The organism is Microbacterium sp. EG9, assembly GCF_059759475.1.
This window is the reverse complement of record NZ_CM186217.1, coordinates 1,604,091-1,625,490: the sequence shown is the minus strand read 5'-3', so window position 1 is coordinate 1,625,490 and position 21,400 is coordinate 1,604,091. Positions and strand designations below refer to the sequence as shown.

22 protein-coding genes and 1 tRNA gene are annotated in these 21,400 nt (G+C 71.9%); 13 read left to right on the top strand and 10 right to left on the bottom strand.

Going from position 1 to position 21,400, the window contains the following annotated elements; translation table 11 throughout:
- From AC6CQV_RS07700 to AC6CQV_RS07685, 4 genes are all read right to left on the bottom strand, one after another.
- Entirely contained in the window at positions 1 to 1,299 is a 1,299-nt protein-coding gene (locus AC6CQV_RS07700; protein ID WP_498260673.1) for a maltokinase N-terminal cap-like domain-containing protein, read from the bottom strand.
- A gap of 56 nt (positions 1,300 to 1,355) precedes the next feature.
- Positions 1,356 to 1,553 (bottom strand): hypothetical protein, encoded by a 198-nt coding sequence (locus AC6CQV_RS07695; RefSeq protein ID WP_492492424.1) that lies wholly within the window; start codon positions 1,551 to 1,553, stop codon positions 1,356 to 1,358.
- A 69-nt stretch (positions 1,554 to 1,622) separates the two neighbouring features.
- Positions 1,623 to 2,555 carry a hypothetical protein gene (locus AC6CQV_RS07690; protein ID WP_498260672.1) on the bottom strand — a complete coding sequence of 311 codons (933 nt, stop codon included), beginning with the start codon at positions 2,553 to 2,555 and terminating at the stop codon, positions 1,623 to 1,625.
- A gap of 67 nt (positions 2,556 to 2,622) precedes the next feature.
- Positions 2,623 to 3,315, bottom strand: a complete 693-nt coding sequence (locus tag AC6CQV_RS07685) for a phosphocholine cytidylyltransferase family protein (RefSeq protein ID WP_060960196.1) — start codon at positions 3,313 to 3,315, stop codon at positions 2,623 to 2,625.
- A 198-nt stretch (positions 3,316 to 3,513) separates the two neighbouring features.
- Between AC6CQV_RS07685 and AC6CQV_RS07680 the strand changes: the two genes are divergently transcribed.
- Genes AC6CQV_RS07680 through AC6CQV_RS07670 form a run of 3 tightly spaced genes read left to right on the top strand, consistent with a single transcriptional unit; the run spans position 3,514 to position 7,008 of the window.
- A complete protein-coding gene (locus tag AC6CQV_RS07680) occupies positions 3,514 to 5,148 on the top strand; it encodes an ABC transporter ATP-binding protein (protein ID WP_498260671.1) in 1,635 nt (544 codons plus the stop codon).
- A complete protein-coding gene (locus tag AC6CQV_RS07675) occupies positions 5,124 to 6,677 on the top strand; it encodes a hypothetical protein (RefSeq protein ID WP_498260670.1) in 1,554 nt (517 codons plus the stop codon). Before AC6CQV_RS07680 ends, AC6CQV_RS07675 begins: the two co-directional genes overlap by 25 nt.
- A gap of 55 nt (positions 6,678 to 6,732) precedes the next feature.
- A complete protein-coding gene (locus AC6CQV_RS07670) occupies positions 6,733 to 7,008 on the top strand; it encodes a DUF3039 domain-containing protein (RefSeq protein ID WP_060959143.1) in 276 nt (91 codons plus the stop codon).
- 28 nt (positions 7,009 to 7,036) lie between these two features.
- Here the strand turns inward: AC6CQV_RS07670 and AC6CQV_RS07665 are convergent, their stop codons facing one another.
- Positions 7,037 to 8,371, bottom strand: coding sequence for a nicotinate phosphoribosyltransferase (locus tag AC6CQV_RS07665; protein ID WP_498260669.1), 1,335 nt, complete (start codon positions 8,369 to 8,371; stop codon positions 7,037 to 7,039).
- Between the two features lie 94 nt (positions 8,372 to 8,465).
- Between AC6CQV_RS07665 and murI the strand changes: the two genes are divergently transcribed.
- The 5 genes from murI to AC6CQV_RS07640 all read left to right on the top strand — a co-directional run bounded on the left by murI (position 8,466) and on the right by AC6CQV_RS07640 (position 12,449).
- Entirely contained in the window at positions 8,466 to 9,302 is an 837-nt protein-coding gene (gene murI / locus AC6CQV_RS07660) for a glutamate racemase (RefSeq protein WP_060959145.1), read from the top strand.
- Positions 9,299 to 10,036 carry a ribonuclease PH gene (gene rph, locus AC6CQV_RS07655; protein ID WP_498260668.1) on the top strand — a complete coding sequence of 246 codons (738 nt, stop codon included), beginning with the start codon at positions 9,299 to 9,301 and terminating at the stop codon, positions 10,034 to 10,036. Before murI ends, rph begins: the two co-directional genes overlap by 4 nt.
- Positions 10,033 to 10,680 (top strand): RdgB/HAM1 family non-canonical purine NTP pyrophosphatase, encoded by a 648-nt coding sequence (gene rdgB / locus AC6CQV_RS07650; protein WP_498260667.1) that lies wholly within the window; start codon positions 10,033 to 10,035, stop codon positions 10,678 to 10,680. The genes rph and rdgB overlap by 4 nt, the downstream gene beginning before the upstream one ends.
- Positions 10,681 to 10,745: 65 nt before the next feature.
- A complete protein-coding gene (locus tag AC6CQV_RS07645; protein WP_191008444.1) occupies positions 10,746 to 11,663 on the top strand; it encodes a cation diffusion facilitator family transporter in 918 nt (305 codons plus the stop codon).
- A gap of 39 nt (positions 11,664 to 11,702) precedes the next feature.
- The gene (locus AC6CQV_RS07640) at positions 11,703 to 12,449 is read left to right on the top strand and encodes a spermidine/putrescine ABC transporter permease (protein WP_498260666.1); all 747 of its coding nucleotides are present in this window, start codon (positions 11,703 to 11,705) and stop codon (positions 12,447 to 12,449) included.
- A 2-nt stretch (positions 12,450 to 12,451) separates the two neighbouring features.
- Here the strand turns inward: AC6CQV_RS07640 and AC6CQV_RS07635 are convergent, their stop codons facing one another.
- Complete coding sequence (locus AC6CQV_RS07635; protein WP_498260665.1) at positions 12,452 to 14,878, bottom strand: ATP-dependent DNA ligase; 2,427 nt, start codon at positions 14,876 to 14,878, stop codon at positions 12,452 to 12,454.
- Between the two features lie 59 nt (positions 14,879 to 14,937).
- On the opposite strand from AC6CQV_RS07635, the gene ku reads away from it, so the two are divergent.
- On the top strand, positions 14,938 to 15,786 hold the full coding sequence (ku, locus tag AC6CQV_RS07630; RefSeq protein WP_498260664.1) for a non-homologous end joining protein Ku: 849 nt from the start codon (positions 14,938 to 14,940) through the stop codon (positions 15,784 to 15,786).
- A 1-nt stretch (position 15,787) separates the two neighbouring features.
- Here the strand turns inward: ku and AC6CQV_RS07625 are convergent, their stop codons facing one another.
- From AC6CQV_RS07625 to AC6CQV_RS07610, 4 genes are all read right to left on the bottom strand, one after another.
- Positions 15,788 to 16,513 carry a DedA family protein gene (locus tag AC6CQV_RS07625; RefSeq protein ID WP_060959151.1) on the bottom strand — a complete coding sequence of 242 codons (726 nt, stop codon included), beginning with the start codon at positions 16,511 to 16,513 and terminating at the stop codon, positions 15,788 to 15,790.
- Between the two features lie 132 nt (positions 16,514 to 16,645).
- Positions 16,646 to 16,727: transfer RNA gene (locus AC6CQV_RS07620), tRNA-Leu, on the bottom strand.
- A 12-nt stretch (positions 16,728 to 16,739) separates the two neighbouring features.
- On the bottom strand, positions 16,740 to 17,567 hold the full coding sequence (locus AC6CQV_RS07615) for a formate/nitrite transporter family protein (RefSeq protein ID WP_060959152.1): 828 nt from the start codon (positions 17,565 to 17,567) through the stop codon (positions 16,740 to 16,742).
- Between the two features lie 81 nt (positions 17,568 to 17,648).
- Positions 17,649 to 17,996, bottom strand: a complete 348-nt coding sequence (locus tag AC6CQV_RS07610) for a histone-like nucleoid-structuring protein Lsr2 (RefSeq protein WP_060959153.1) — start codon at positions 17,994 to 17,996, stop codon at positions 17,649 to 17,651.
- Between the two features lie 178 nt (positions 17,997 to 18,174).
- Here AC6CQV_RS07610 and AC6CQV_RS07605 point away from each other — a divergent pair, with 178 nt between their 5' ends.
- The 4 genes from AC6CQV_RS07605 to AC6CQV_RS07590 all read left to right on the top strand — a co-directional run bounded on the left by AC6CQV_RS07605 (position 18,175) and on the right by AC6CQV_RS07590 (position 21,394).
- Positions 18,175 to 19,374: a TadA family conjugal transfer-associated ATPase gene (locus AC6CQV_RS07605; protein ID WP_498260663.1), complete on the top strand. Its 1,200-nt coding sequence runs from the start codon at positions 18,175 to 18,177 to the stop codon at positions 19,372 to 19,374.
- A complete protein-coding gene (locus AC6CQV_RS07600) occupies positions 19,371 to 20,228 on the top strand; it encodes a type II secretion system F family protein (protein ID WP_498260662.1) in 858 nt (285 codons plus the stop codon). The genes AC6CQV_RS07605 and AC6CQV_RS07600 overlap by 4 nt, the downstream gene beginning before the upstream one ends.
- On the top strand, positions 20,225 to 21,151 hold the full coding sequence (locus AC6CQV_RS07595) for a type II secretion system F family protein (RefSeq protein WP_498260661.1): 927 nt from the start codon (positions 20,225 to 20,227) through the stop codon (positions 21,149 to 21,151). Before AC6CQV_RS07600 ends, AC6CQV_RS07595 begins: the two co-directional genes overlap by 4 nt.
- A gap of 63 nt (positions 21,152 to 21,214) precedes the next feature.
- Complete coding sequence (locus tag AC6CQV_RS07590) at positions 21,215 to 21,394, top strand: hypothetical protein (protein WP_060959349.1); 180 nt, start codon at positions 21,215 to 21,217, stop codon at positions 21,392 to 21,394.
- The last annotated feature ends 6 nt before the right edge of the window (positions 21,395 to 21,400 follow it).

Here is a 21,400-nt window from a genome sequence, read left to right as displayed (position 1 = left end):
TCAGCGCATGACGAGCCGCGCCACCGCCGCCAGCGGTATCGCGAGCCACGCCGGACGGTGACGCGCCTCGTAGATCGCTTCGTAGACGGCCTTGTCGAGCTCGAGCGCGTCGAGGAGAGCGCCCGACGGGTCGGCGAACGTGGAGCCGTACCCGGTGAGGAAGCTCGTGCGGGCGGCGAGCGCCCACGCGTCGGCGGCGGCGTCGGCCGTGGCGTCGAGCTGGTGCGGCCCGCGCTGGAGGCGGAGCGAGCCCGCGACGTAGTCGAACGAGCGCAGCATCCCGGCGATGTCCCTCAGCGCCAGGTCGGGGGCGCGCCGTTCGGAGATCGGGCGCATCGGCTCGCCCTCGAAGTCGAGGAGCATCCAGCCGCGGGTGGGGGAGTGCAGGACCTGGCCGAGGTGGTAGTCGCCGTGCACGCGTTGCAGGTGCGGCCAGGGCGCGGCCTCGGCGCGCGCGTAGATGCGCGCGACCGCATCGTGGAACGCGCCGAGCGCGGGCACCTCCGCGACCGCGATCGACAGGCGCCGGCGCCACGCCGCGACGATCGAGCGCCGCGCATCGGCGTCGGCGGGCGGGGTCGGAAACAGGTGGGCGAGATCGCGATGGACATCGGCGGTCGCGCGTCCCAGCGATTGCGCTTCGGCCGAGAAGTCGGCGCTGACCGCGGCGGCCGCGAGCGCCACGCGCCAGGCGTCCTCGACATCGGGGAGGAACTCCTGGGCGAACGCGAGCGATCCGCGGACGGCGGGCTCGCCGGGGGCGGTCGACGTCCACTCGCCGTCGAGGTGACCGATCACGGGCGGGACGTGCGCAGAGCCCGCGGCCGCGAGCGCCGACTGCAGCTCGATGTCCGGATTGATGCCCGGATGAAGCCGACGGAACACCTTGCAGATGACGGGCGCGGCGTGGGAGGGCCGGAAGATCACGGACGTGTTCGACTGCTCGCCCGTGAGCACGCTCGCCGGTCCGGCGAGATCGGGGCGCCCCAGCTCGACGAGCAGCGCGGCGGTGAAGGCGGGATCGTGGGGGCCGTCGACGAGGAGCCGATCATCGTCGACGCCGACGGTGTGGGACGGTTCCGGCTCGCCGGTGCGGGGCCGCCACACGAGGGGGACCTGATACACGATCGTGTCGGCGTCGTCTTCGTCGCCGACGATCAGCAGCTGCACGTCGACGTCGGGAGCGGAGCTCGAGAGCCGCCGCTCGGCCAGCACGCGCAGCCGCGGCTCACCGCCCGTCGGGGTGTACCACCTCTGCTGCGGCATCCATGCGGCCAGATGCCTCAGCGTCGTCTGCATGGGTCGAGGCTAGCCAGCGCGCCGTCGGGTGTCGAGAAAGCCGCGCCGAGGCGTCGTCAGTCCTCTGGCGTCGACTCCTCGTCCTGGACCAGGACCTCCACCGGCACGGAGAATGCGACGCCGGCGGCGCCGAAGACACCGAGATCGTCGACCGGGGGCGGCAGCACCTCCGCGGGCTGCTGCTCATCGACCGGCTCGGCGGGCAGACCGCCCCATTCGGTCGGCTCTTCGGGACGACTCTGGAAGATACCCATGGCCCCATTGTGCGCGACCCCGGCGTCGCGGGGGCGCCCCCGCCGGGCGCGTCTCGCGGGACGCGGTCGTCAGTCTCCCGCGGCAGCGCCGTCCGCCGCCGAGCGGCCACCGCGGCGGGCCTTCGCTCCGACCGCGCCGGCGGCGGCGCCCAGGGCGCCGGCCGCGCGACGTCCGCCCGCACCGATCGCCTCGCCGGCGCGCCGGACCGTGCCGAACGCGGAGCGCTCGAGCCGCTCGGTGCCGGGGCGCGGCTCGAGCTCCGCCGGGTACGCGACGGGCGGCAGACCGAACGCGCGGTGGGATCCCACCACCACGCGGCGGCCGAGCAGGTGGTTTCCGGTTCCGCCGATGGCTGCACCGATGCCGAAGGGGAGCGCCTTGCCGATGACCGAGGCACTGCCCTTGGTCGCGAACTGCCGGATGAAGGACGACTTGAGCCGGTCGACGAGCGGGCCGACGGCCGCGCGGGGCAGCGACTTCGTCACGAGCTCGCCCCAGTACGAGGTGCGCGAGCCGCCGGTGCCGGCGACCTGTCGCCCGAGCTGTGCGACGAGGTCGACACCCTCCTGGCCGAGCATCAGCGTCAGCACGAGCGCGCGGGCGCGATCGGGATTGTCCACGCGGATGCCGTGCAGCTCGGCGAGCGACTGGGCGAACAGTGCCGTGGCCTCCAGGAACCCGACGGTCTCGATGCCCGAGAGGGCGAGGGTGACCCCGGTCCCGATACCGGGTACGACCGCGGTCGCGCCGACGGCGGCGCCGCCGGTGGTCACCGCCGCCAGGTAGCGCCGCTCCAGCATCCGGACGATCTGCGCCGTCGTCGCCTCGGGATGGCGCAGACGGATGCTGCGCAGGTGCGCGATCACGACCGGGCGCTGGACCTGCAGCATCCGATCGAGCGCCCGCACGGTGCGCGGGTGCTCGGGCGATCCTTCCGGAGGAAGGCCACCGTCCCACGGCGCGTTGTCGGGGAGGGAGTGGATGCGATGGATCTTGGCCATGTCGGCACGATCCTATGGACGGCCCCTGAGCGGCGGCTGAGCGGTCGGGGTGTCGTCGATCGTCCGGTCAGACGAACTGGTTGGCGCGTTCGAGATCTTCCGCGAAGTCGACCTCGACGGCATAGAGGTCGGAGATGTCGAGCGGTTCGAGCAGAAGGCCGTTCTCGGCGATGGCGAGCTCGAGCCCGCGCTCGAAGTAGTCCTGGTCGTCGACGCGGCTCAGCTGTGCGATCAGCGCGCGCTTGTCGGCTGCGGAGATGTAGTTGATGCCGACGGCTTCACCCACGCCGCCGCGGACGGTCTTCGACAGCTCGGCGATGAAGCCCTCCGAGGACACCGTGTACTTGACCTCCTCGTCGCTGACCGAGGAGGTGTTGACGGTCGCGAAGGACTGCTCGGCATCGATCAGGGGGCGGGCCCGGCCGAGCACCCGCGGGTCGAAGACGACGTCGCCGTTGAGCCACAGGACCCCGGCGCGCCCCGTCGCGCGGAGGGCCCGCAGAAGGCTCTTGGACGTGTTGGTCTGGTCGTAGCGCTCGTTGTAGACGTACTCGGAGTCGGGGAACGCATCGACGATGGCCTCGGCGCGGTAGCCCACGACGGTCGTGATGCGGGCGGCCGATCCGAAGGCGGCGCGGATGTTGTCGTGCTGCTGCTGCATGATGGTGCGGCCGTCGCTGAGTGCGGTGAGCGGCTTGGGCAGCGAGCGCCCGAGGCGCGAGCCCATGCCCGCTGCGAGGATGACGGTCTGAAGTGTCACGAGTGTGCTCCCGGGGAAGTGTTCACGGAGTATTCGGCGTTCAGCCACTTCCTTGTGCTCCGGCTATGGTACCGGCTCGACCTGGGAAGGTGGGGGAAGTGGCTGATCCGTCGCATTTTCGCTCCGCGAACCGCACGCATTGTCACGCTCTGTGGACGACTCGCGGCAATCGTCGGGCGTGCTTGCTAGGTTTGTCGGGTGAGCGCCCCCCAGCCGATCCCCCAGGACGACGACGGCGTGCACGCCCTGCCGCCGCTGCCCCCGGTCGCCGCTACGGAGGCCGCCGCTCGGCTCGATCGGACGCCCTCGGATGCCGACGAGGCGCCCGCCGTCGACGCTCCGGCGCCCGCCGCTCCGCGCCCGCGCCGCCCGCCGGCGAAGCGTGCGCCGCGCGCGCGGAAGCCGAAGGCCGCGACACCGCCGCGCCCCGAGATCGCCCCGGAGATCGCCGCGGCGCGCTTCGAGGCCGCCGCGGCCGATCGCGCGGTCGTCGTGCCCGCCGAGTCCGACACCACGCCGACGGTCGAGGAGCCGGCCGCGGACGCCGAGGAGCAGGTCCCGGCGCCGGACGCAGTCGAGTCGGAGGGAGACGTCGAGGAACCGGCGCGCCCGCATTCCGAGCCCGAAACCGCGGTCGCCGAGTCGGCTGTCGAGCCGGAGCCGGAATCCGCAGATGCGGCAGAGACCGAGACCGCTGCTGAGACCGTAGAGCCTGAGCCGGTGGCGGAGTCCGAAGCGGATGCCGCGGATCCGGAGCCCGAGGTGGTGGAGGCGGAGGCAGAGGCCGTGGAGCCCGAGGCGGAGGCCGTGGAGCCCGAGCCCGAGCCCGAGCCCGAGCCGGACGCTGTGGAGCCGGAACCGCTGGCGGAGCCCGAGGCGGAGGCCGTGGAGGCGGAGTCCGAAGCGGACGCCGCCGACCTCGAGCCTGACCTCGCCCCGGCATCCGAACCGGAGCGGGAAGACGACCCGGCAGAGGTGCCCGAGCCGTCGGTGGCGGAGGTCTTCGCAGACCTGGCCGACGAGGTGTTCGTCGTGGCGAGCGAAGAGGCCGTGTCCGAGGCGGCGGCATCGCCGACGCCGGCCGTGCACGTGCGGGGCGTCACGAAGTCGTTCGGCGCGACGGTCGCGGTGGACGCGATCGACCTGCGCATCCCGGCGGGGACCTTCTACGGGATCGTGGGTCCCAACGGCGCCGGCAAGACGACCACGCTCTCCATGATCGCGGGCCTGCTGCGCCCCGACAGCGGCGACATCGCGATCGCCGGCATCGACCTCGCCGCGGACCCGCGCCGCGCGAAGCAGCAGATGGGGATCCTCCCCGACCGGCTCCGCACGTTCGACCGGCTCACCGGGCGCCAGTTGCTGCACTACTACGGCGTGCTGAGGGGACTGCGCTCCGCGGTCGTCGAGAGCCGCAGCGCCGAGCTCGCGCGCGCGTTCGACCTGACCGACGCCCTGGCGCGGCCCGTGTCGGACTACTCCGCGGGAATGACGAAGAAGATCATGCTCGCCGGCGCGATGATCCACTCGCCGCGGGTGCTGGTGCTCGACGAGCCGTTCGAGTCGGTCGATCCGGTGTCCTCCGCGGTCGTCCTCGACATCCTGTCCGTGTACGTGGCCCACGGGGGGACGGTCGTGCTCTCCAGCCACGGGATGGAGCTCGTGGAGCGGGTGTGCTCCGGCCTGGCCGTCATCGTCGGAGGTCGGGTCCTGGCCGAGGGGACGGTGGACGAGGTCCGCGGCGACCTCACCCTCGAGGAGCGTTTCATCGAGCTCTCGGGCGGCATCAGCGACGCGGAGGGGCTCGAGTGGTTGCACACATTCTCCGACTGAGGCTCGATCTGCTGATCGGTGCGCTGCGGGGCGAGCGCCGACAGGCGGTGCGGACGGTCGTGGGGTTCGTGCTCGTGGCGCTGGCCGTCGGCGCCGTGTGGGCGGGCGCCCTGCGGCTGCGCTCGTCGTCGGACGAGGCCGCCTTCGCCGTCACGATGGTGGCGGCATCCGCTCTGACCGTCGGCTTCCTGGTGACGGCGCTCATCGGCGGCGTGGACGATCAGCTCGATCCGCGCCGGTTCTCCGTCCTCGGCGCCTCGCCGCGTGCGACGGCCGCCGCGACGCTGCTGGCGAGCGTGATCAGCGTGCCGATGATCGCGCTCATCGCGATCGCGATCGCGCTGGCCACCCTCTGGTCTGAGCGCGGAGCGCCCGCGGCTGTCGTCGTGCTGTCGTCGATCGCCGGGGTGCTCACCTGCCTGCTCCTGTCCAAGATCGCCCTCGCGATCGGAGGGCTCCTGCATGAGCGACGGTCGCGGGAGCTCACGGGCGTCTTCCTGATCGCCGTGATCGCGGTGGTGGTGCCCGTCGTCGTCTTCCTCGCCTCGCTGCAGTGGGCCGAGGGCGTCCCGTCGGCCCTCACCGAAGCGGTCGACGTCCTGGCGCTGACGCCGTTCGGGGCGGCCTGGGCGCTCCCGCACCGAGCCGTCCACGGCGGACTGCTCGGGCCCGCGATCGTGGCGGCCCTCACGGTCGTACTTCTCGCGGTCTGCTGGTTCTGGGTCGTCGGGCGCCTGATGACGACGACGGAGCGCCCGGGCTCGACGCGCGAGCGGCGCGGTCTGGGATGGTTCGACCTGACCGGAGGCACGCCGGCGGGCGGTGTCGCCGCACGGAGTCTCATCTACTGGTTCCGTGACCCGCGCTACCTGGTGAACATGATCATCGTGCCCGTGGCCGCGGCCGTGACGATCGTGCCGCTCGTGCTCGTCGGGGTGCCGCTGTCGATGGCGGTGCTCATCCCCGCGCCCCTCATCGCCCTCTTCCTCGGATGGCTGCCGCACAACGACCTCGCGTACGACTCGACGGCGCTGTGGATGCACATCGCCGGGGCGGTGCGTGGTGCGGCCGACCGGGCCGGGCGGCTCGCCCCGATCTCGCTCGTGGGCGTCGTGGTACTGGCGGTCGCGATCCCCGTCACCGTCTCGATACACGGTCGGTGGGCGATGCTCCCGGCGATGATCGGCGTGTGCGCCGGCCTCTTCCTCAGCGGACTCGGCCTGTCCTCCCTGGCCTCGGTCATCGCCCCCTACGCCGTCTCCCGGCCCGGGGACAGTCCGTTCCAGCAGCCGCAGCGCACCGGCGGCGGTCTCTCGCAGGGCGTCGTGATGCTGGGAGCGCTGGCGTGCGGGGCTCCGGCGCTGTGGTGGGCCTGGCTCGCCCTGACGGTGGACGAACAGTGGTCGTGGACCGCGTTGTGGGGCGGCATCGGCATCGGCGCGGTGGTGCTGCTCGCCGGCATCCTCGGCGGCGGCGCCGTGTTCGATCGCACGGGCGAGCGGTTGATGGAGTTCGCGGAGTCGACCTGATCCGCTGTGGACGAACTCGGCCGGGCGGGTCGCCGCGCGGATAGAATCGGACACCATGAGCAGCCCTCTCGACAGCCCCGACGGCCCCGGCGACGGCGGCGTCGCCACCCTCGACCGGGAGCTCGAGGAGCTCCTGCGCGAGGAGAACATCGAGCCCGGCGACCACGAGCGCTTCTCCCACTACGTCAAGAAGGACAAGATCCTCGAGTCGGCCCTGACGGGAAAGCCGGTGCGCGCCCTCTGCGGCAAGAAGTGGACGCCCGGCCGCGACCCGGAGAAGTTCCCGGTGTGCCCGACGTGCAAGGAGATCTACGAGTCGCTCATGAGCTGACCCGTTCGCCGTCGGTCCGGGCCTCCTGTCACGCGTCGATGTAGACCGTGGGCAGCGCCGGGTCGGACCGGCTCAGCGCGAGTGCCGTCACCGGCAGCTCTTCGCGCACCAGGGCGTGGTGCGCGCGGGCCTGCGCGACACCGCCGGCGCCCTCGTACGCGGCATTCGGCTCACCGTGGTCCACGAGCGTCACCTGCAGCGCCCGGGCGTCGGGATGGTCGTCGGAGGTCTGCACGGCGTCGAACCCGTCCGACACCGCGATGAGCTCGCTGGTGGCCGTCCCGTGCGACAGGGTGCGGAACGCGGCCTTGCGTCCGCCCCGCGAGCCCTTGTCAGTGGACGCCTTCGCCACGGCGACCCAGCTGCCCGCCGCATCCTGGCGTGCGACCAGCTTGTAGACCATTCCGGCCGTCGGAGCGCCCGATCCGGTGACGACCGACGTGCCCACCCCGTAGGCGTCGACGGGGGATGCCGCCAGCGCCGCGATCGCGAACTCGTCGAGGTCGCTCGTGACCGTGATCCGCGTCGACGTCGCGCCGAGCTCGTCCAGCTGCGCGCGCACCTCCGCGGCGACGGTGGGCAGGTCTCCTGAGTCGATCCGCACCCCGCCGAGCCCCGGTCCGGCGACGCGCACCGCGGTCTCGACGCCGGTGCGGATATCGTAGGTGTCGATGAGCAGCGTGGTGTCGATGCCGAGCGCATCGATCTGGCTGCGGAAGGCCTCCTCCTCGGTGTCGTGCAGGAGGGTCCACGCGTGCGCGGCCGTCCCCATCGTGGGGATGCCCCATTCGCGACCGGCTTCGAGGTTGCTCGTGGCGCCGAAGCCCGCGATGTAGGCGGCGCGCGCGGCGGCGACGGCCGATCGCTCGGCGGCCCGGCGCGATCCCATCTCGGCCAGGGGGCGGTCGCCGGCGGCGATACTCATGCGGGCGGCGGCGTTCGCGACGGCGGAGTCGTGGTTCAGGATGCTGAGGGCCAGCGTCTCGAGCACCACGGCCTCCGCGAACGAGCCCTCCACGGTGAGGATGGGCGATCCGGGGAAGTAGAGCTCGCCCTCGCGGTATCCGCGGATGGTGCCCGTGAAGCGGTAATCCTCCAGGAAGCGCAGCGTCTGCGTGCCGACCACCCGGTGGTCGCGCAGGTAGCGTAGCTCGTCGTCGCCGAAGCGGAACGCGCGCAGCTGCTGCAGCAGCCGCCCGGTGCCCGCTACCACGCCGAAGCGGCGCGCACCCGGCAGGCGTCTGCCGAACAACTCGAACACGCACGGTCGCGACGCGGTCCCGTCGCGGAGGGCGGCGTCGATCATCGTGAGCTCGTACCGGTCGGTCAGCAGGGCGGACGACGGGGCATCGGCGCGGGTCATTCCGTCACTCTAGCGACGCCGTCGAGGCCGTCGGGCGCCGGGCCGGGTCCGCGTGCGGAGATCCTCCCGGGACCGGCGGGTAGGGTGGAGGATCGTGAATGACGCGCCGATCGGGATCTTCGACTCCGGGGTGGGCGGGCTCACCGTGGCCCGGGCGGTCTCGCAGCTCCTCCCGCGCGAATCCGTGCTCTACCTGGGCGACACGGCGCACTCGCCGTACGGTCCCAAGCCCATCGCGGACGTCCGTCGATACAGCCTCGACGTGCTCGACACGCTGGTGGAGCAGGGCGTCAAGATGCTCGTGATCGCCTGCAACACGGCATCCGCCGCCGTTCTGCGCGACGCGCGGGAGCGTTACGACGTGCCGGTCGTCGAGGTCATCGGCCCGGCGGTGCGCACGGCGATCTCGACCACGCGCAACCGGCGCATCGGCGTCATCGGGACGGTCGGCACCATCGGTTCGGGCGTCTACCAGGACATGCTGGGGGTCAACGAGCAGCTGGCGGTGTTCACGCAGGCCTGCCCGCGTTTCGTCGAGTTCGTCGAGGCCGGTGTCACGGGATCGGCCGAGGTGCTGCGGGTGGCGGAGGACTACCTCGCGCCGCTTCGGCACGCGGGCGTCGACACGCTCGTGCTCGGCTGCACCCACTACCCGTTCCTCGAGGGGGCCATCAGCTACGTGATGGGGCCCGAGGTCTCGCTCGTCTCGAGCGACACCGAGACCGCGAAGGACGTCTACCGACAGCTCGTCTCGCGCGACCTCCTCGCCGGTCCGGATGCCGTCGCCACCCACACCTACGAAGCGACCGGCGACTCCGCCGACGACTTCCTCCGCCTCGCCGACCGGCTCATGGGCCGCGGCGTCTCCAGCGTGCGCCTCGTGCAGACGGGCGCCATCGACCTGCCGGACCCCCTGAAGGGAACCCCATGACCGAGACCACCACCCGCGCCGACGGCCGCACGCCCGACCAGCTCCGCCCCGTCACGATCGAGCGGGGCTGGAGCGCGCACGCCGAGGGGTCCGCCCTGATCTCGTTCGGCGGCACGAAGGTGCTGTGCACGGCATCCTTCACGGGGGGCGTGCCCCGCTGGCTGACCGGCAAGGGCAAGGGGTGGGTGACGGCGGAGTACGCGATGCTGCCGCGCGCCACCAACTCGCGCAACGACCGGGAGGCCGTCAAGGGCAAGATCGGCGGGCGCACCCACGAGATCTCGCGTCTGATCGGCCGTGCGCTCCGCGCCGTCGTCGACACCAAGGCGCTCGGTGAGAACACCATCGTCATCGACTGCGACGTGCTGCAGGCCGACGGCGGCACGCGCACCGCCGCGATCACCGGCGCCTACGTCGCCCTGGCCGACGCGGTCGAGTGGGGCCGCGCGAAGGGTCTCGTCGGCAAGAACGCGAAGGTGCTGCTCGACTCCGTCGCCGCCGTGTCGGTGGGCATCATCGACGGCGAGCCGATGCTCGACCTGGCCTACGTCGAGGACGTCCGCGCCGAGACCGACATGAACGTCGTCGTCACGGGTCGCGGTCTGTTCGTCGAGGTGCAGGGCACCGCCGAAGGGGCCCCGTTCGACAAGCGCGAGCTCGACGCCCTGCTCGAGCTGGGCGTCGCCGGCTGCGCCGACCTCCGCGACGCCCAGACCGAGGTGCTCGCCTCGTGACCGGCGTCCCGAACTCCTCCACGGCGGACGCCGGACCCCGCCGTATCGTCTTGGCGACCCACAACCCGCACAAGGTGGAGGAGTTCGGCGCGATCGTCGCGCGCGTGCGCCCCGATCTGGAGGTCATCAGCTACGACGGTCCGGAACCCGTCGAAGACGGCGTCACCTTCGCCGCGAACGCGCTCATCAAGGCGCGAGCCGCCGCGGCCCACACCGGGCTTCCCGCGCTGGCCGACGATTCCGGCGTCTGCGTCGACGTGCTCGGCGGCGCCCCCGGCGTCTTCTCCGCGTACTGGGCCGGGCACCGCAAGGATGCCCGCGCCAACCTCGAGCTGCTGCTGGACCAGCTCTCCGACATCGCCGACCCGCACCGGACGGCCCAGTTCGTTTCGACCATCGCCCTCGTGGTGCCCGGGCCCGACGGCCGCATCCTGCACGAGGAGACGGTCGAGGGCGTCTGGCCGGGCCGGCTCGCGACGGCGCCCTCCGGCGACGGCGGGTTCGGCTACGACCCGATCTTCCTGCCCGACGACCAGCAGGGGCGGACGGCCGCCGACCTGTCGGCGGAGGAGAAGAACGCGGCCTCGCACCGCGCCCGCGCGTTCGTCGCGCTCGCGCCGCTGCTGAGCGCGCTGGAGCGATAACCGCTTTCATTCCCGACTAGTGCGCGAGCGGGTGCGCGGGCGGCGCCGCGGCTTAGCCTCGTTCTATGCACGATCACGCACCCACCGGCATCCGGGACTCGAGCAATCGGCGACTGCTGACGATCTCGCTGTGTCTGACGGCCGGAGTGATGCTCGTCCAGATCGTCGGCGCCCTGCTGACCGGATCGCTCGCCCTTCTGGCCGACGCGGCACACATGTTCACCGACTCGTCGGCGCTGGTGATCGCCCTCATCGCCTCGGCGGTCGCCGGGCGACCGGCCGACGATCGCAACACCTACGGCTATCAGCGCGCCGAGGTCTTCGGCGCCCTCGTGAACGCGCTGATCCTCATCGCCCTCATGGTGTGGATCGCCGTCGAAGCGGTCCAGCGTCTCGTCGGACCGACCGAGGTCGAGGTGGCGGGAGGGCTGATGCTCCTCGTGGCCGCGGTGGGTCTCGTCGCCAACGCCGTGTCGATGTACCTGCTCAGCGCGGCGCAGAAGCGCAGCATCAACGTGCGCGGCGCCTACATCGAGGTGCTCGGCGACCTCATCGGCTCGGCGCTCGTGATCGTCGCGGCCGTCGTCATCTGGACGACGGGCTGGATGCCGGCCGACGCCCTCGCCTCGCTGCTCATCGCGGTGATGATCCTGCCCCGCGCCGTCGGACTCCTGCGCGAGGTGTTCTCCGTGCTCGGCGAGCGGGCGCCGCACGGCACCGCCGTGGCGGACATCCGCGACCACATCCTCGGCGAGCCGGGCGTCGTCGACGTGCACGACGTGCACGTGTGGCAGCTGACGCGCGGCGCCCCCGTCTTCACCGCGCACGTCGTCGTCGCGGACGACGTGCTCGCCGGTGACGCCGGTGGTGCGGGGGCGCTGCTGTCGCGTCTGCAGAGCTGCCTGTCGCGTCACTTCGATGTCGAGCACTCCACGTTCCAGCTCGAGCCGGCCGGGCACCGCGAGCACGACGCGCACGTGTAGCGACGAAGCCCGCCCGGCGACTGTGCGACGATGCAGGGCATGGACGATGCCGACCTCCGCGAACTCTCCCTGCTGCGCACACGCGCGTACGGACCGGATGCCGACATCGAGCGCGATCCGGACGCGCTGGCCCGCCTGCGGGCGCTGGAGGAACGGCGCCGCACGCAGGCCCCGGTGACGCCTGCGCCCGCGGCCACGCCTGCGCCGGGCGCGGGCGTCGAGACCGCCCCGGAGGACGGCGGCGCGCCGTCTCCACGCCCGACGGAAGCGCCCGCGGCGATGCCGCCCCGCATCGGACGTGCGCTGGCGATCGGATGGGCGGCGTCGATCGCGGTGGTGGCCGTCGTGGTGGGTGCGCTCGTCTTCGGTCTGGCCTCCCTCCGTCCGGTGTCACCGGTCACGGGTGCGCGGCAGGTCGCGAGCCTGGACGAGCCGTTGACCAGTCCGCCGGCGGCGATGCCGTGGTTCGGCGAATCCGAGGACAGCTCCGCCTACGCGTTCTCCGGGCTCGTGGTGGTCGCCGTCGCGCGTGACGTGCTGGATTCCTCGGGCGAGTGTCTGATCGTGACGCCGCGGGTCCCGGCCGCCGACGGATCGCGGTTCGGGACCAGCGGCTGCGGCGCGGGGCCGTTTCACCCGACCGTCGCGCTGCTCGTCGCCGATGACAGCCCCGAGGAGCTGCGCGCCGCCTTCCCGGTGGGCACCGCGCTGCAGTTCGTGTGGGACGGGGACGCCGTCGCCGTCTTCGCGGCCGACCCGCAGGGTCCGACCGCCGCGCCGGCCTGAGCTCAGTCTTCCCGGCGCACGTCTGCGGGATCCACATCCGGACGCAGACCGCGCCACCGGGCGTGGCGCAGGGTGCCGCTCGGCGTGAACTCCGCGTACTCCACCTCGCCGACGAGCTCCGGCCGCACCCACAGCGCATCGGAGGCGTCCGCGACCGGCACGCCGAGCAGGGGCGAGGAGTCGGTGCGCAGCGGCTCGAGCAGTGCCGCGAGCCGGCTCAGCTCGCGGTCGCCGAATCCGGTGCCGACGCGTCCGACGTAGTGCAGGCCGTCCTCGTCGGGGATGCCGAGCAGCAGCGATCCGATACTGCCGCGCCGTCCCCCTTTCCCGGGGCGGATGCCACCGATCACGACCTCCTGCATGGCCGTCAGCTTGACCTTGAGCCACTCCTCGGATCGGGCTCCGCGACGGTAGGGAGACCGAGGGTCCTTGACGACCACACCCTCCAGGTGCAGCTCCGCAGCGGCCGCCAGCGCATCGGAGACGTCGTCCGCGACCGGCGGCACGGCGACGGCGGCGATGGCGTCGGCCGCGATCGTCTCGAGGATCTCGCGGCGTTCGCGCAGGGGACGCCCGGTGACGTCCTCGTCGCCGACGCGCAGCACGTCGAAGAGGAAGTAGTCGACGGGGATGCGCTGCGCCTCCCGCGCGATCTCCGGCGCCGAGGTCAGGTGCATGCGCGACTGCAGCCGCGTGAAGCTCGGGCGGCCCGCGGCATCCCGGGCGACGATCTCGCCGTCGACGACCGCCGGGCGGGGGCCGAAGCCGACGTCTCCGGAGGTGAGTTCGGGGTAGCGGTCGGTGATGTCGGCGCCGCTGCGCGCTCGCAACCGCAGGCGGCTGCCGTCCCACGTGCCGACGGCGCGGATGCCGTCCCACTTGAACTCGACCCAGGGGAGGTCGCCCCACCTTCGCGCGGCCGCCGCGGCGAGCGCCGGCGTCGTCGACACCGCGAGCATCGGGGCGTCGGGCCCGCTCGCCGTTCGCGCGGGCGCACGATGCCCGGCGTGCGCGGCGCGGACCGGCGGCGTCGCGGCATCCTTCGTACGGTGCAGGAGCCACTGGGACTTCTCACCCGAGCCGGCCGTGCGGATCAGGGCGATCCGCACCCGTCCGAGCGGGCCGTCCGGCCGGCCGGAGAGGGTCGCGATCACCTCGTCGTCGCGCCACTTCTCCACCGTGAACGTGCCGGTGTCCCAGACGGTCATCGTTCCCGCGCCGTACTCTCCGGCGGGGATCTCGCCGGCGAAGGTGAGGTACTCGAGGGGGTGCGGCTCGGTCATGACCGCGAGGTGGTTGCGATCGGGGGTCGCCGGGATGCCGCGCGGCACGGCCCAGCTGACGAGCACCCCGTCGTGCTCCAACCGGAGGTCGAAGTGCAGACGCGACGCGTGATGCTCCTGGATCACGAACCGCCACGAGTCGTGCGAGCCGCTACGCGCCGCCGGGCCGGGGTGTGGCGGCTCGGCCAGGGCGTGTCGGTTCGCGGGCGCGGGGAAGGGTTCGGGCGTGGCGGAGGGGGTGCGCTTCGCCAAGTAGGAGGTGAGGGGATCGGGGGAGACGGGCGCCAGGGGCGCGAGCAGGTCGCCGTCGGAGGCGGCGCGGGCGAGCACCTCGTCGAGCAGCAGGTGCCGCAGGTCGGGATCGTCGAGCTCGGCCCAGGTGCGGGGGGCGGCGACCGTCGGCTCCGCGCGTCCGCGGAGTGAGTAGGGCGCGATCGTGGTCTTGGCGGCGTTGTTCTGGCTCCAGTCGACGAACACCTTGCCGGGGCGCGCATTCTTGCTCATCGCGCTAACGACGAGATCAGGATCGTCGGCTTCCAACGCGCGTGCCAGCTCGCGCGCGAACGCCGAGATCTCGTCGCTCGTGCGCGTCGCGTCCAGGGGTGCGTACAGGTGGAGGCCCTTCGACCCGCTGGTCACCGGCAGCGGGTCCATGCCCATGTCCGCCAGGATGCCGCGGGCCCGGCGGGCCACCTCGGCGCACTCGGGGAGCCCGACGCCGGGTCCCGGGTCGAGGTCGAGCACGAGCCGGTCGGGCGATCCGCGGCCGCCGCCGTCGAAGCGCCATTGCGGCGTGTGCAGCTCGAGGCTCGCGACCTGCGCGAGGTACACCAGACCCGCGACGTCGTCGATCAGCGGGTAGTCCTTGGCTCCGCCGGAGTGATCGATCGCGCGGCGTCGGAGCCAGTCGGGTGCGCCGGCCTCCAGGTCTTTCGCGAAGAAGGGGGGCTCGCCGGTGCCGTCGGGCCACCGCAGCCGCGTGACGGGTCGGCCCGCGAGATGGGGGAGCAGGAGCGGAGCGATACGCGAGTAGTAGTCGATGACCTCGGCCTTGGTGGTGCCGGTCGCGGGGTACAGCACTTTGTCGAGGTTGCTCAGCCGGAGGCGTCGTCCGCCGACCTCGACGACCTGTGCTGCCTGTGCCATGGCGCCAGGGTAGCGGCCAGCCCCTGGCGAACCGGTGCAGGAGCCGGTTTGATGGGCCCATGAGATCGATCTGGAAGGGCGCGCTCACCTTCGGGCTCGTCAACGTGCCGGTGAAGGTGTACTCGGCCATCGAAGACCACGACGTGCCGCTGCATCAGGTGCACGCGGCCGACGGCGGACGCATCCGGTATCAGCGCATCTGCGAGCTCGACGGCGAGGTGGTGCCCTACGCCGACATCGACAAGGCGTACGACGACGGCGACCGCACCGTGGTGCTGACCGCCGAAGACCTCGCCTCGCTCCCGGCGGAGCGCAGTCGCGAGATCGAGGTCGTCGAGTTCGTCCCCAGCGACCAGATCGATCTGCTCACGCTCGACCGGCCCTATTACCTGGAGCCCGACTCCGCCTCGCCGAAGGCCTACGTGCTCCTGCGCAAGACCCTCGAGCAGACCGATCGCACGGCGGTGGTGCGCTTCTCCCTGCGCCAGAAGACGCGTCTCGCCGCGCTCCGGGTGCGGGGAGACGTCCTCGTGCTGCAGACGCTGCTCTGGGCCGACGAGGTGCGGGAAGCCTCGTTCCCGGCGCTGGATGAGCCGGTCAAGATCTCCGACAAGGAGCTCGAGCTGTCGGCATCCCTCGTGGAGAGCTTCTCGTCGGACTTCGACCCCGCGCAGTTCGTCGACGAGTACCAGCAGGAGCTGCGGACCCTGATCGACGCCAAGCTCGAGAAGGGCGACGCGCTCGATACGTCCGAGACGTTCGGCGAGAAGGCCGAGAAGGATGCCGGGGGCGAGGTCATCGACCTGATGGCGGCGCTGAAGGCCAGCGTGGAACGCAGCCGGGCCGCCCGTGCGGAGAACGAGAAGGTGGCCTCGCCCAAGAAGGGCAAGGCCACCAAGGCGTCGTGACTCAGGCTGCGGGCGTGCCGTCCTCGAGAGGCTCGACGGTCTCGGGCGCGAGGCCGGCGGCCTGCTCCTTCTTGACCTTGCGACGCTCGGAGAAGTAGTGCCACACGGTCACCAGGGCCGTGCCGCCGACGGCGGCGAGCAGGATGAGGTCGATGTAGTTCTCGACGAACGTGGCCACCGGCGGGATGAAGCCGATGAGGTAGCCGAACATCGTGAGGCCGAAGCCCCAGAGGACCGCACCGATGAGGTTGTAGAGCGAGTACTTGCGCCATGGCATGTGGCCGACGCCCGCCGCCACCGGGGCGAACGTCCGGACGATCGGCACGAAGCGGGCGAGGATGACGGTGAGGCCGCCGTAGCGCTCGAAGAACGCGTTGGTGCGCTCGACGTTCTTGCGGCTGAAGAGGCCGGAGTCCTTGCGTTCGAACACGGCGGGTCCGCCCTTGTGCCCGATGTAATAGCCGAGCTCGCCGCCGACGAAGGCCGCGAGGCCGATCAGCAGCGCCACCCACCAGACGCTGATGCCGAAGATCCCGTGCGGCAGCGTCGGCGTCGAGTGCGACAGCAGGCCCGAGATCACCAGCAGCGTGTCGCCGGGGAGCAGGAAGCCGACGAGCAGACCCGTCTCGGCGAAGACGATGAAGCACACCACCAGCAGGGCCCACGGGCCCGCGTTCTGGATGATGGCCGCAGGATCGAGCCAGGGGATGAGGGCGAGAGCGTGCACAGGGTTCCCGTCGGTAGATCGGCGGTGGAAGGTCGCTCAGGAGAGCGGTCGCGGTCAGTCTACCGGCGCGGTTCCCGAGTGATTGCGGTGAATCGGCTGATCAGACCGGCCGCTCTGCGGCGACGTCGTCCGTGCGGAAGGTGGGACTTGAACCCACACGCCCGAAGGCACAGGAACCTAAATCCTGCGTGTCTGCCGATTTCACCACTCCCGCGCGGCGACCAGTCTATCCAGTGGTCTCGACCGACTCCGGAGCGGATACCGTCGACGCGGCTGCCAGACGGGGACGGCCGCCGATGATCCAGTAACCCAGACCGACGACGATCCCGCCGCCGACGAGGTTACCCAGGCCCACCCAGAGCATGTTGTTGGCGAAGAGGCCCCACGTGAAGTGCGGGTCGCCGCTGAACAGGCCGATGCCGTACGTGGTCATGTTCGCGACGACGTGCTCGAAACCCGAGCTGATGAAAGCGAGGATCGCGGCGAAGATCAGGAGGATCTTTGCGACGTCGGAGCGCACGCGTGCACACATCCAGATCGCAAGGCACACGAGCACGTTGCAGAGGATGCCGCGGACGAACAGCTGCAGGGGTCCTTCCTCCGCCTTGGCGGCGAGCATGTCGGCGATCATCTTGCCGGCGGGCGCGTTGGCGTGCAGCACGCCCGAGGCGACGATGAGCGCGGCGAAGAGGAGGGCGCCGACGAGGTTGGCGAGGAAGGTGGCCGCCATGGTGCCGATCGCACGCCACCAGCCGACGGCTCCCATGAGGGCGCCCTGGGGGAGGATCATCATCGCGCTCGTGAGCAGGTCGGCCCCGGCGAAGACCACGAGGGTCAGGGCGACGCCGAACACGACGCCGGCGACCAGCTTGGCGAGGCCATCGCCCGCTGCCAGGAGGGGGCCGGCGGTGGCGACCATGAGGACGACGCCGATTCCGATGTAGGCGCCGGCCAGCATGCCGGAAACGGCGAAACGCCCGGGGGAGAGGACGCCGTCCGCCTTATGGACGGCCGCGTCGGCCTGCGCCTGAAGGGTCTCGGGAATCGTGAGCACGAAGAAATCGTACTCTGTGGTCAGACCACAACACAAGCAGGGCGCCGCGGCGGAGGATCCGCCCGCCCGCCGGCGGAGGAATCAGTGCGCGGCGTCGTACGCCTCCAGCAGGGACTTCGCCACTCGTCCGCGCGTGCTCACGGTGTGGCCGTTGGAGCGCGCCCAGGCGCGGACGGCCTCCAGATCGCGCGTGCGCGCTGCGGGAGCGGCGCGCCGCGCCGGCGCCGCGCCGAACGAGCGCACCCGTCGGGCCTTGTCGATGTAGGGGGCGAGGAAGTCATCCAGCTTCGTCGCATTCTGCCTCGACAGATCGATTTCGTACGCCTGCCCGCCGTAGCTGAATTGAATGCTGACGGAGTCCTCTTCGGGAATCTCCTCGCCGGTGAGATCGTCCACCACGATATACGTCTTGATTTCTCTGCGTGCCATGGCCGAGAGATTACCGCACCTTTTCCTGTTTTTCGACAGGGTTGTTTCTTTTCTGCTGCAACGGTAAAGGGCGGGGTTTCTTTTCTCTTGCCGCCCGTCCTCGGCATTCCGCGCGACGGCGCGGGAGCGCTGTGGATAGTCTCGGCGCGCCGGCCCTCGTCGATGTGAGGATGCCGCCATGACCCCCTCCGCATCCGCCCCCACGTCCGTCGCGCCGGAGGGAACGATCTCGGCGGCGTCGACGATGGTGCTGCGCGCGATCGCCGACCGGGTGCGCGACCGCCTGCGCGATGAGCAGGCCGACCCGCTGCGGCATCCCGATCGCGCCGCGCAGCTGGCGACCGCGGAGGTGAGACACCACAATGACTACGCCCTCGCACGGGGACTGGAGTTCGTCGACGACGAGGACGCGGCGGTGCGCGCGGTGCTCGCGCGCGTCACCGGCTACGGTCCGTTGCAGGTGCTCCTGGATGATCCGCAGGTCGAGGAGATCTGGATCAACGGCCCGGGCGCCGTCTTCGCGGCCCGAGCGGGGCGAAGCGAGCGCGTGGCGATGCGACTGACCGACGAGGCGGTGCGCGATGTGGTCGAGAAGATGCTGCACGCCACCGGGCGCCGAGTCGATCTCAGCCAGCCGTTCGTCGACGCCTCGCTCCCGGACGGGAGTCGACTGCACGTCGTGATTCCGGATATCACGCGCGCGCATTTCGCCGTGAACATCCGCAAATTCCTGCCGGCTCGGCGCTCCCTCGACGATCTCGTCCGCGCCGGATCGCTTCCCCTCGGCGTGGCCGACCTGTTGCGCGACGCGATGACCGGCGGTCGCAACGTGCTCGTCTCCGGCGCCACGCACGCGGGGAAGACGACGCTGCTCGCCGCGCTCATCGGCGCGTGCGCGCCTGAGCAGCGGATCATCACCGTGGAGGAGACCTTCGAGCTCTCCGTGACGGCTCCCGACATCGTCGCGTTGCAGGGGCGCCAGCCGAGTCTGGAGGGCACCGGCTCCGTGAGCCTGCGGCGGCTGGTCAAGGAGGCGCTGCGCATGCGCCCCGATCGCCTCATCGTCGGCGAGGTCCGCGATGCCGAAGCCCTCGATCTCCTGCTCGCCCTGCACACGGGCGTTCCCGGAGCCGCGACGATCCACGCCAACTCGGCGGCCGACGCCCTCGCACGCCTGGCGACGCTGCCCCTGCTGGCCGGGCGCAACATCGATGCCGCGTTCGTCCAGCCCGCGATCGCGACGGGTGTGGACCTCGTCGTGCACTGTCGCCGGGCGCCCGACGGCGAACGGTTCGTCGAAGAGATCATCGAGACGACCGGAGCGGTCTCGGCGGGGGTGGTGGAGACGCACGTGCTCTACCGCGGGGCGCGCGCATGACCGTCTTCTGGGGTGCGCTCCTGGCGGCGGGCCTGCTGCTCGCGCTGTCGCCCTGGCTGTGGCCGCTGACCGCCCGCGCGGAGCGCGCCGGCTCCGAGGGGCCGATCGCCCGGCTGCTGCAGGAAGCGGGCTTCGCGCACGCCTCGGCGAGCCGTCCCGTGCTCATCGGCGCCGTCCTCGCCGCCGTCGGCGCGTCGCTCGCGTGGGTGATCACGGGGCTGGGCGCCGTGGCTCTCGTCGCCGCAGTCGCCGCCGGCGCGGCGCCGTTCTCCTGGCTGCGGGCGCGGGTGCGCCGACTGCGGCGCTCACGTCGCGCGCTCTGGTCGGACGTCTGCGACCTGCTGATCTCCTCGGCGCGCGCCGGCACCTCGCTGCCGGATGCCGTGTCCGCCCTCGCCGTGAACGGACCCCCGCCGCTGCGACCGGCGTTCGAGCGGTTCCGCGCCGACATGGCGGCATCGGGACACTTCGATTCCAGCGCCCGGCGGTTGAAAGCGGCACTGGGCGATCCCGTCGCCGATCGCATCATCGAGACGCTGCGGATGGCACGGCGAGTGGGAGGCACGGAGCTCACCGGCGTGCTGCGCGCACTCTCGGCATCCGTGCGTGCCGACGCCACGCTCCGCGCCGAGGTCGAGGCGCGTCAGTCGTGGGTGCGCGGCGCGGCCGTCGTCGGTGTCGTCGCGCCGTGGATCGTGCTCGGCCTGCTCGCCCTGCGGCCCGAGGGAGCAACCGCCTACGGCAGTGCGGCGGGGATCGCGGTCGTCATCGGCGGTGCGGTGGTGTCGGTGGGCGCGTACCGGCTCACCCTCCGCATCGGGCGCCTCCCCGAGCCCCGGCGGTGGTTCGCATGAACGTCGTCAGCCTCGCGGCATCCGCGGTGATCCTCGGCGCCGCGCTCGGCACGGGGCTGTTGCTGGCGCTCGGGCGGCTGCCCCGGTGGGCGGCCCCGTCGTTGACGAGGCGTGTCGCGCCCTATCTCCGCGACATCGCCGATCCGCGCGGTCTCACGCCGCTTCCCTCCACCACGGTCGCCTCTCCCTGGCGGCTCACCCGCGACCGCCTCGCCTCGACCTGGGTGGGCGTGGGCGGAGCAGGCACCGTCGCCCGCCGCCTGCGACAGGCCGGATGGGCGCAGGACGTCGTCGCCTTCCGTGCGACCCAGCTCGGTTGGGCCGTCGGTGGCCTCGCGATCGGCGCCGCCGTCGTGGTGATGCTGTCGGTCGTGGGACGCGGCGCGCCGGCTCTCGCCCTGATGCCGCCGCTACTGGCCGCCGCGGGCATCGTCGGATGCGACAACCGCCTCAGCCGGGCGGCGCGCGCGCGGATCACGCGTGTCGAGGAGGAGCTGCCGACGGTGCTGGAGTTCCTGGCCCTGTGTCTGGCCGCCGGTGAGGGCCTGCGCGATGCCCTGCGGCGCGTCGGCGAGGTGGGGTCGGGCGTGCTCACGGCCGAACTGCGCGGGGCGATGCTTGCCAGCGGCACCGGGTCGAGCCTGCCCGACGCGCTGCTGGCGGTGTCGAAAGGACTCGACGTGCCCGCGCTCTCGCGCGCGGTCGAGCACCTCGTCGCCGCGATGGACCGCGGGGCCCCGCTCGCGCACGTCCTCCAGGAGCAGGCCGTCGACGCGCGAGAGGACGCCAAACGGGGGCTGCTGGAGATGGCCGGCCGCAAGGAGATCCTCATGCTCCTGCCGCTCGTGTTCCTGATCCTGCCGCTGTCGGTGCTGTTCGCGATCTTCCCGGGCATCGTGATGCTGCGCCTCGGCGTCGGCTGATCGCGTGAGGGGGAGCTGTGGATAATTCCCGCGCCGACGCGCGTATCTCGCGACACTCGAGGCATGGCCGGTTCACAGCGATCCTCTGTCCGCGATCTCGCCGAGGACGAGACGGGAGACGTTCCCGGCTGGGTGCTGGTCACGCTGATGACCGCCGGCCTGGTGGTCGCGATCTGGACGCTCGCCGGGCCCGCGCTGGCCGACCTGTTCGAGCAGGCGCTCAGCCGCGTCTCCGGATTCTGATCGGGG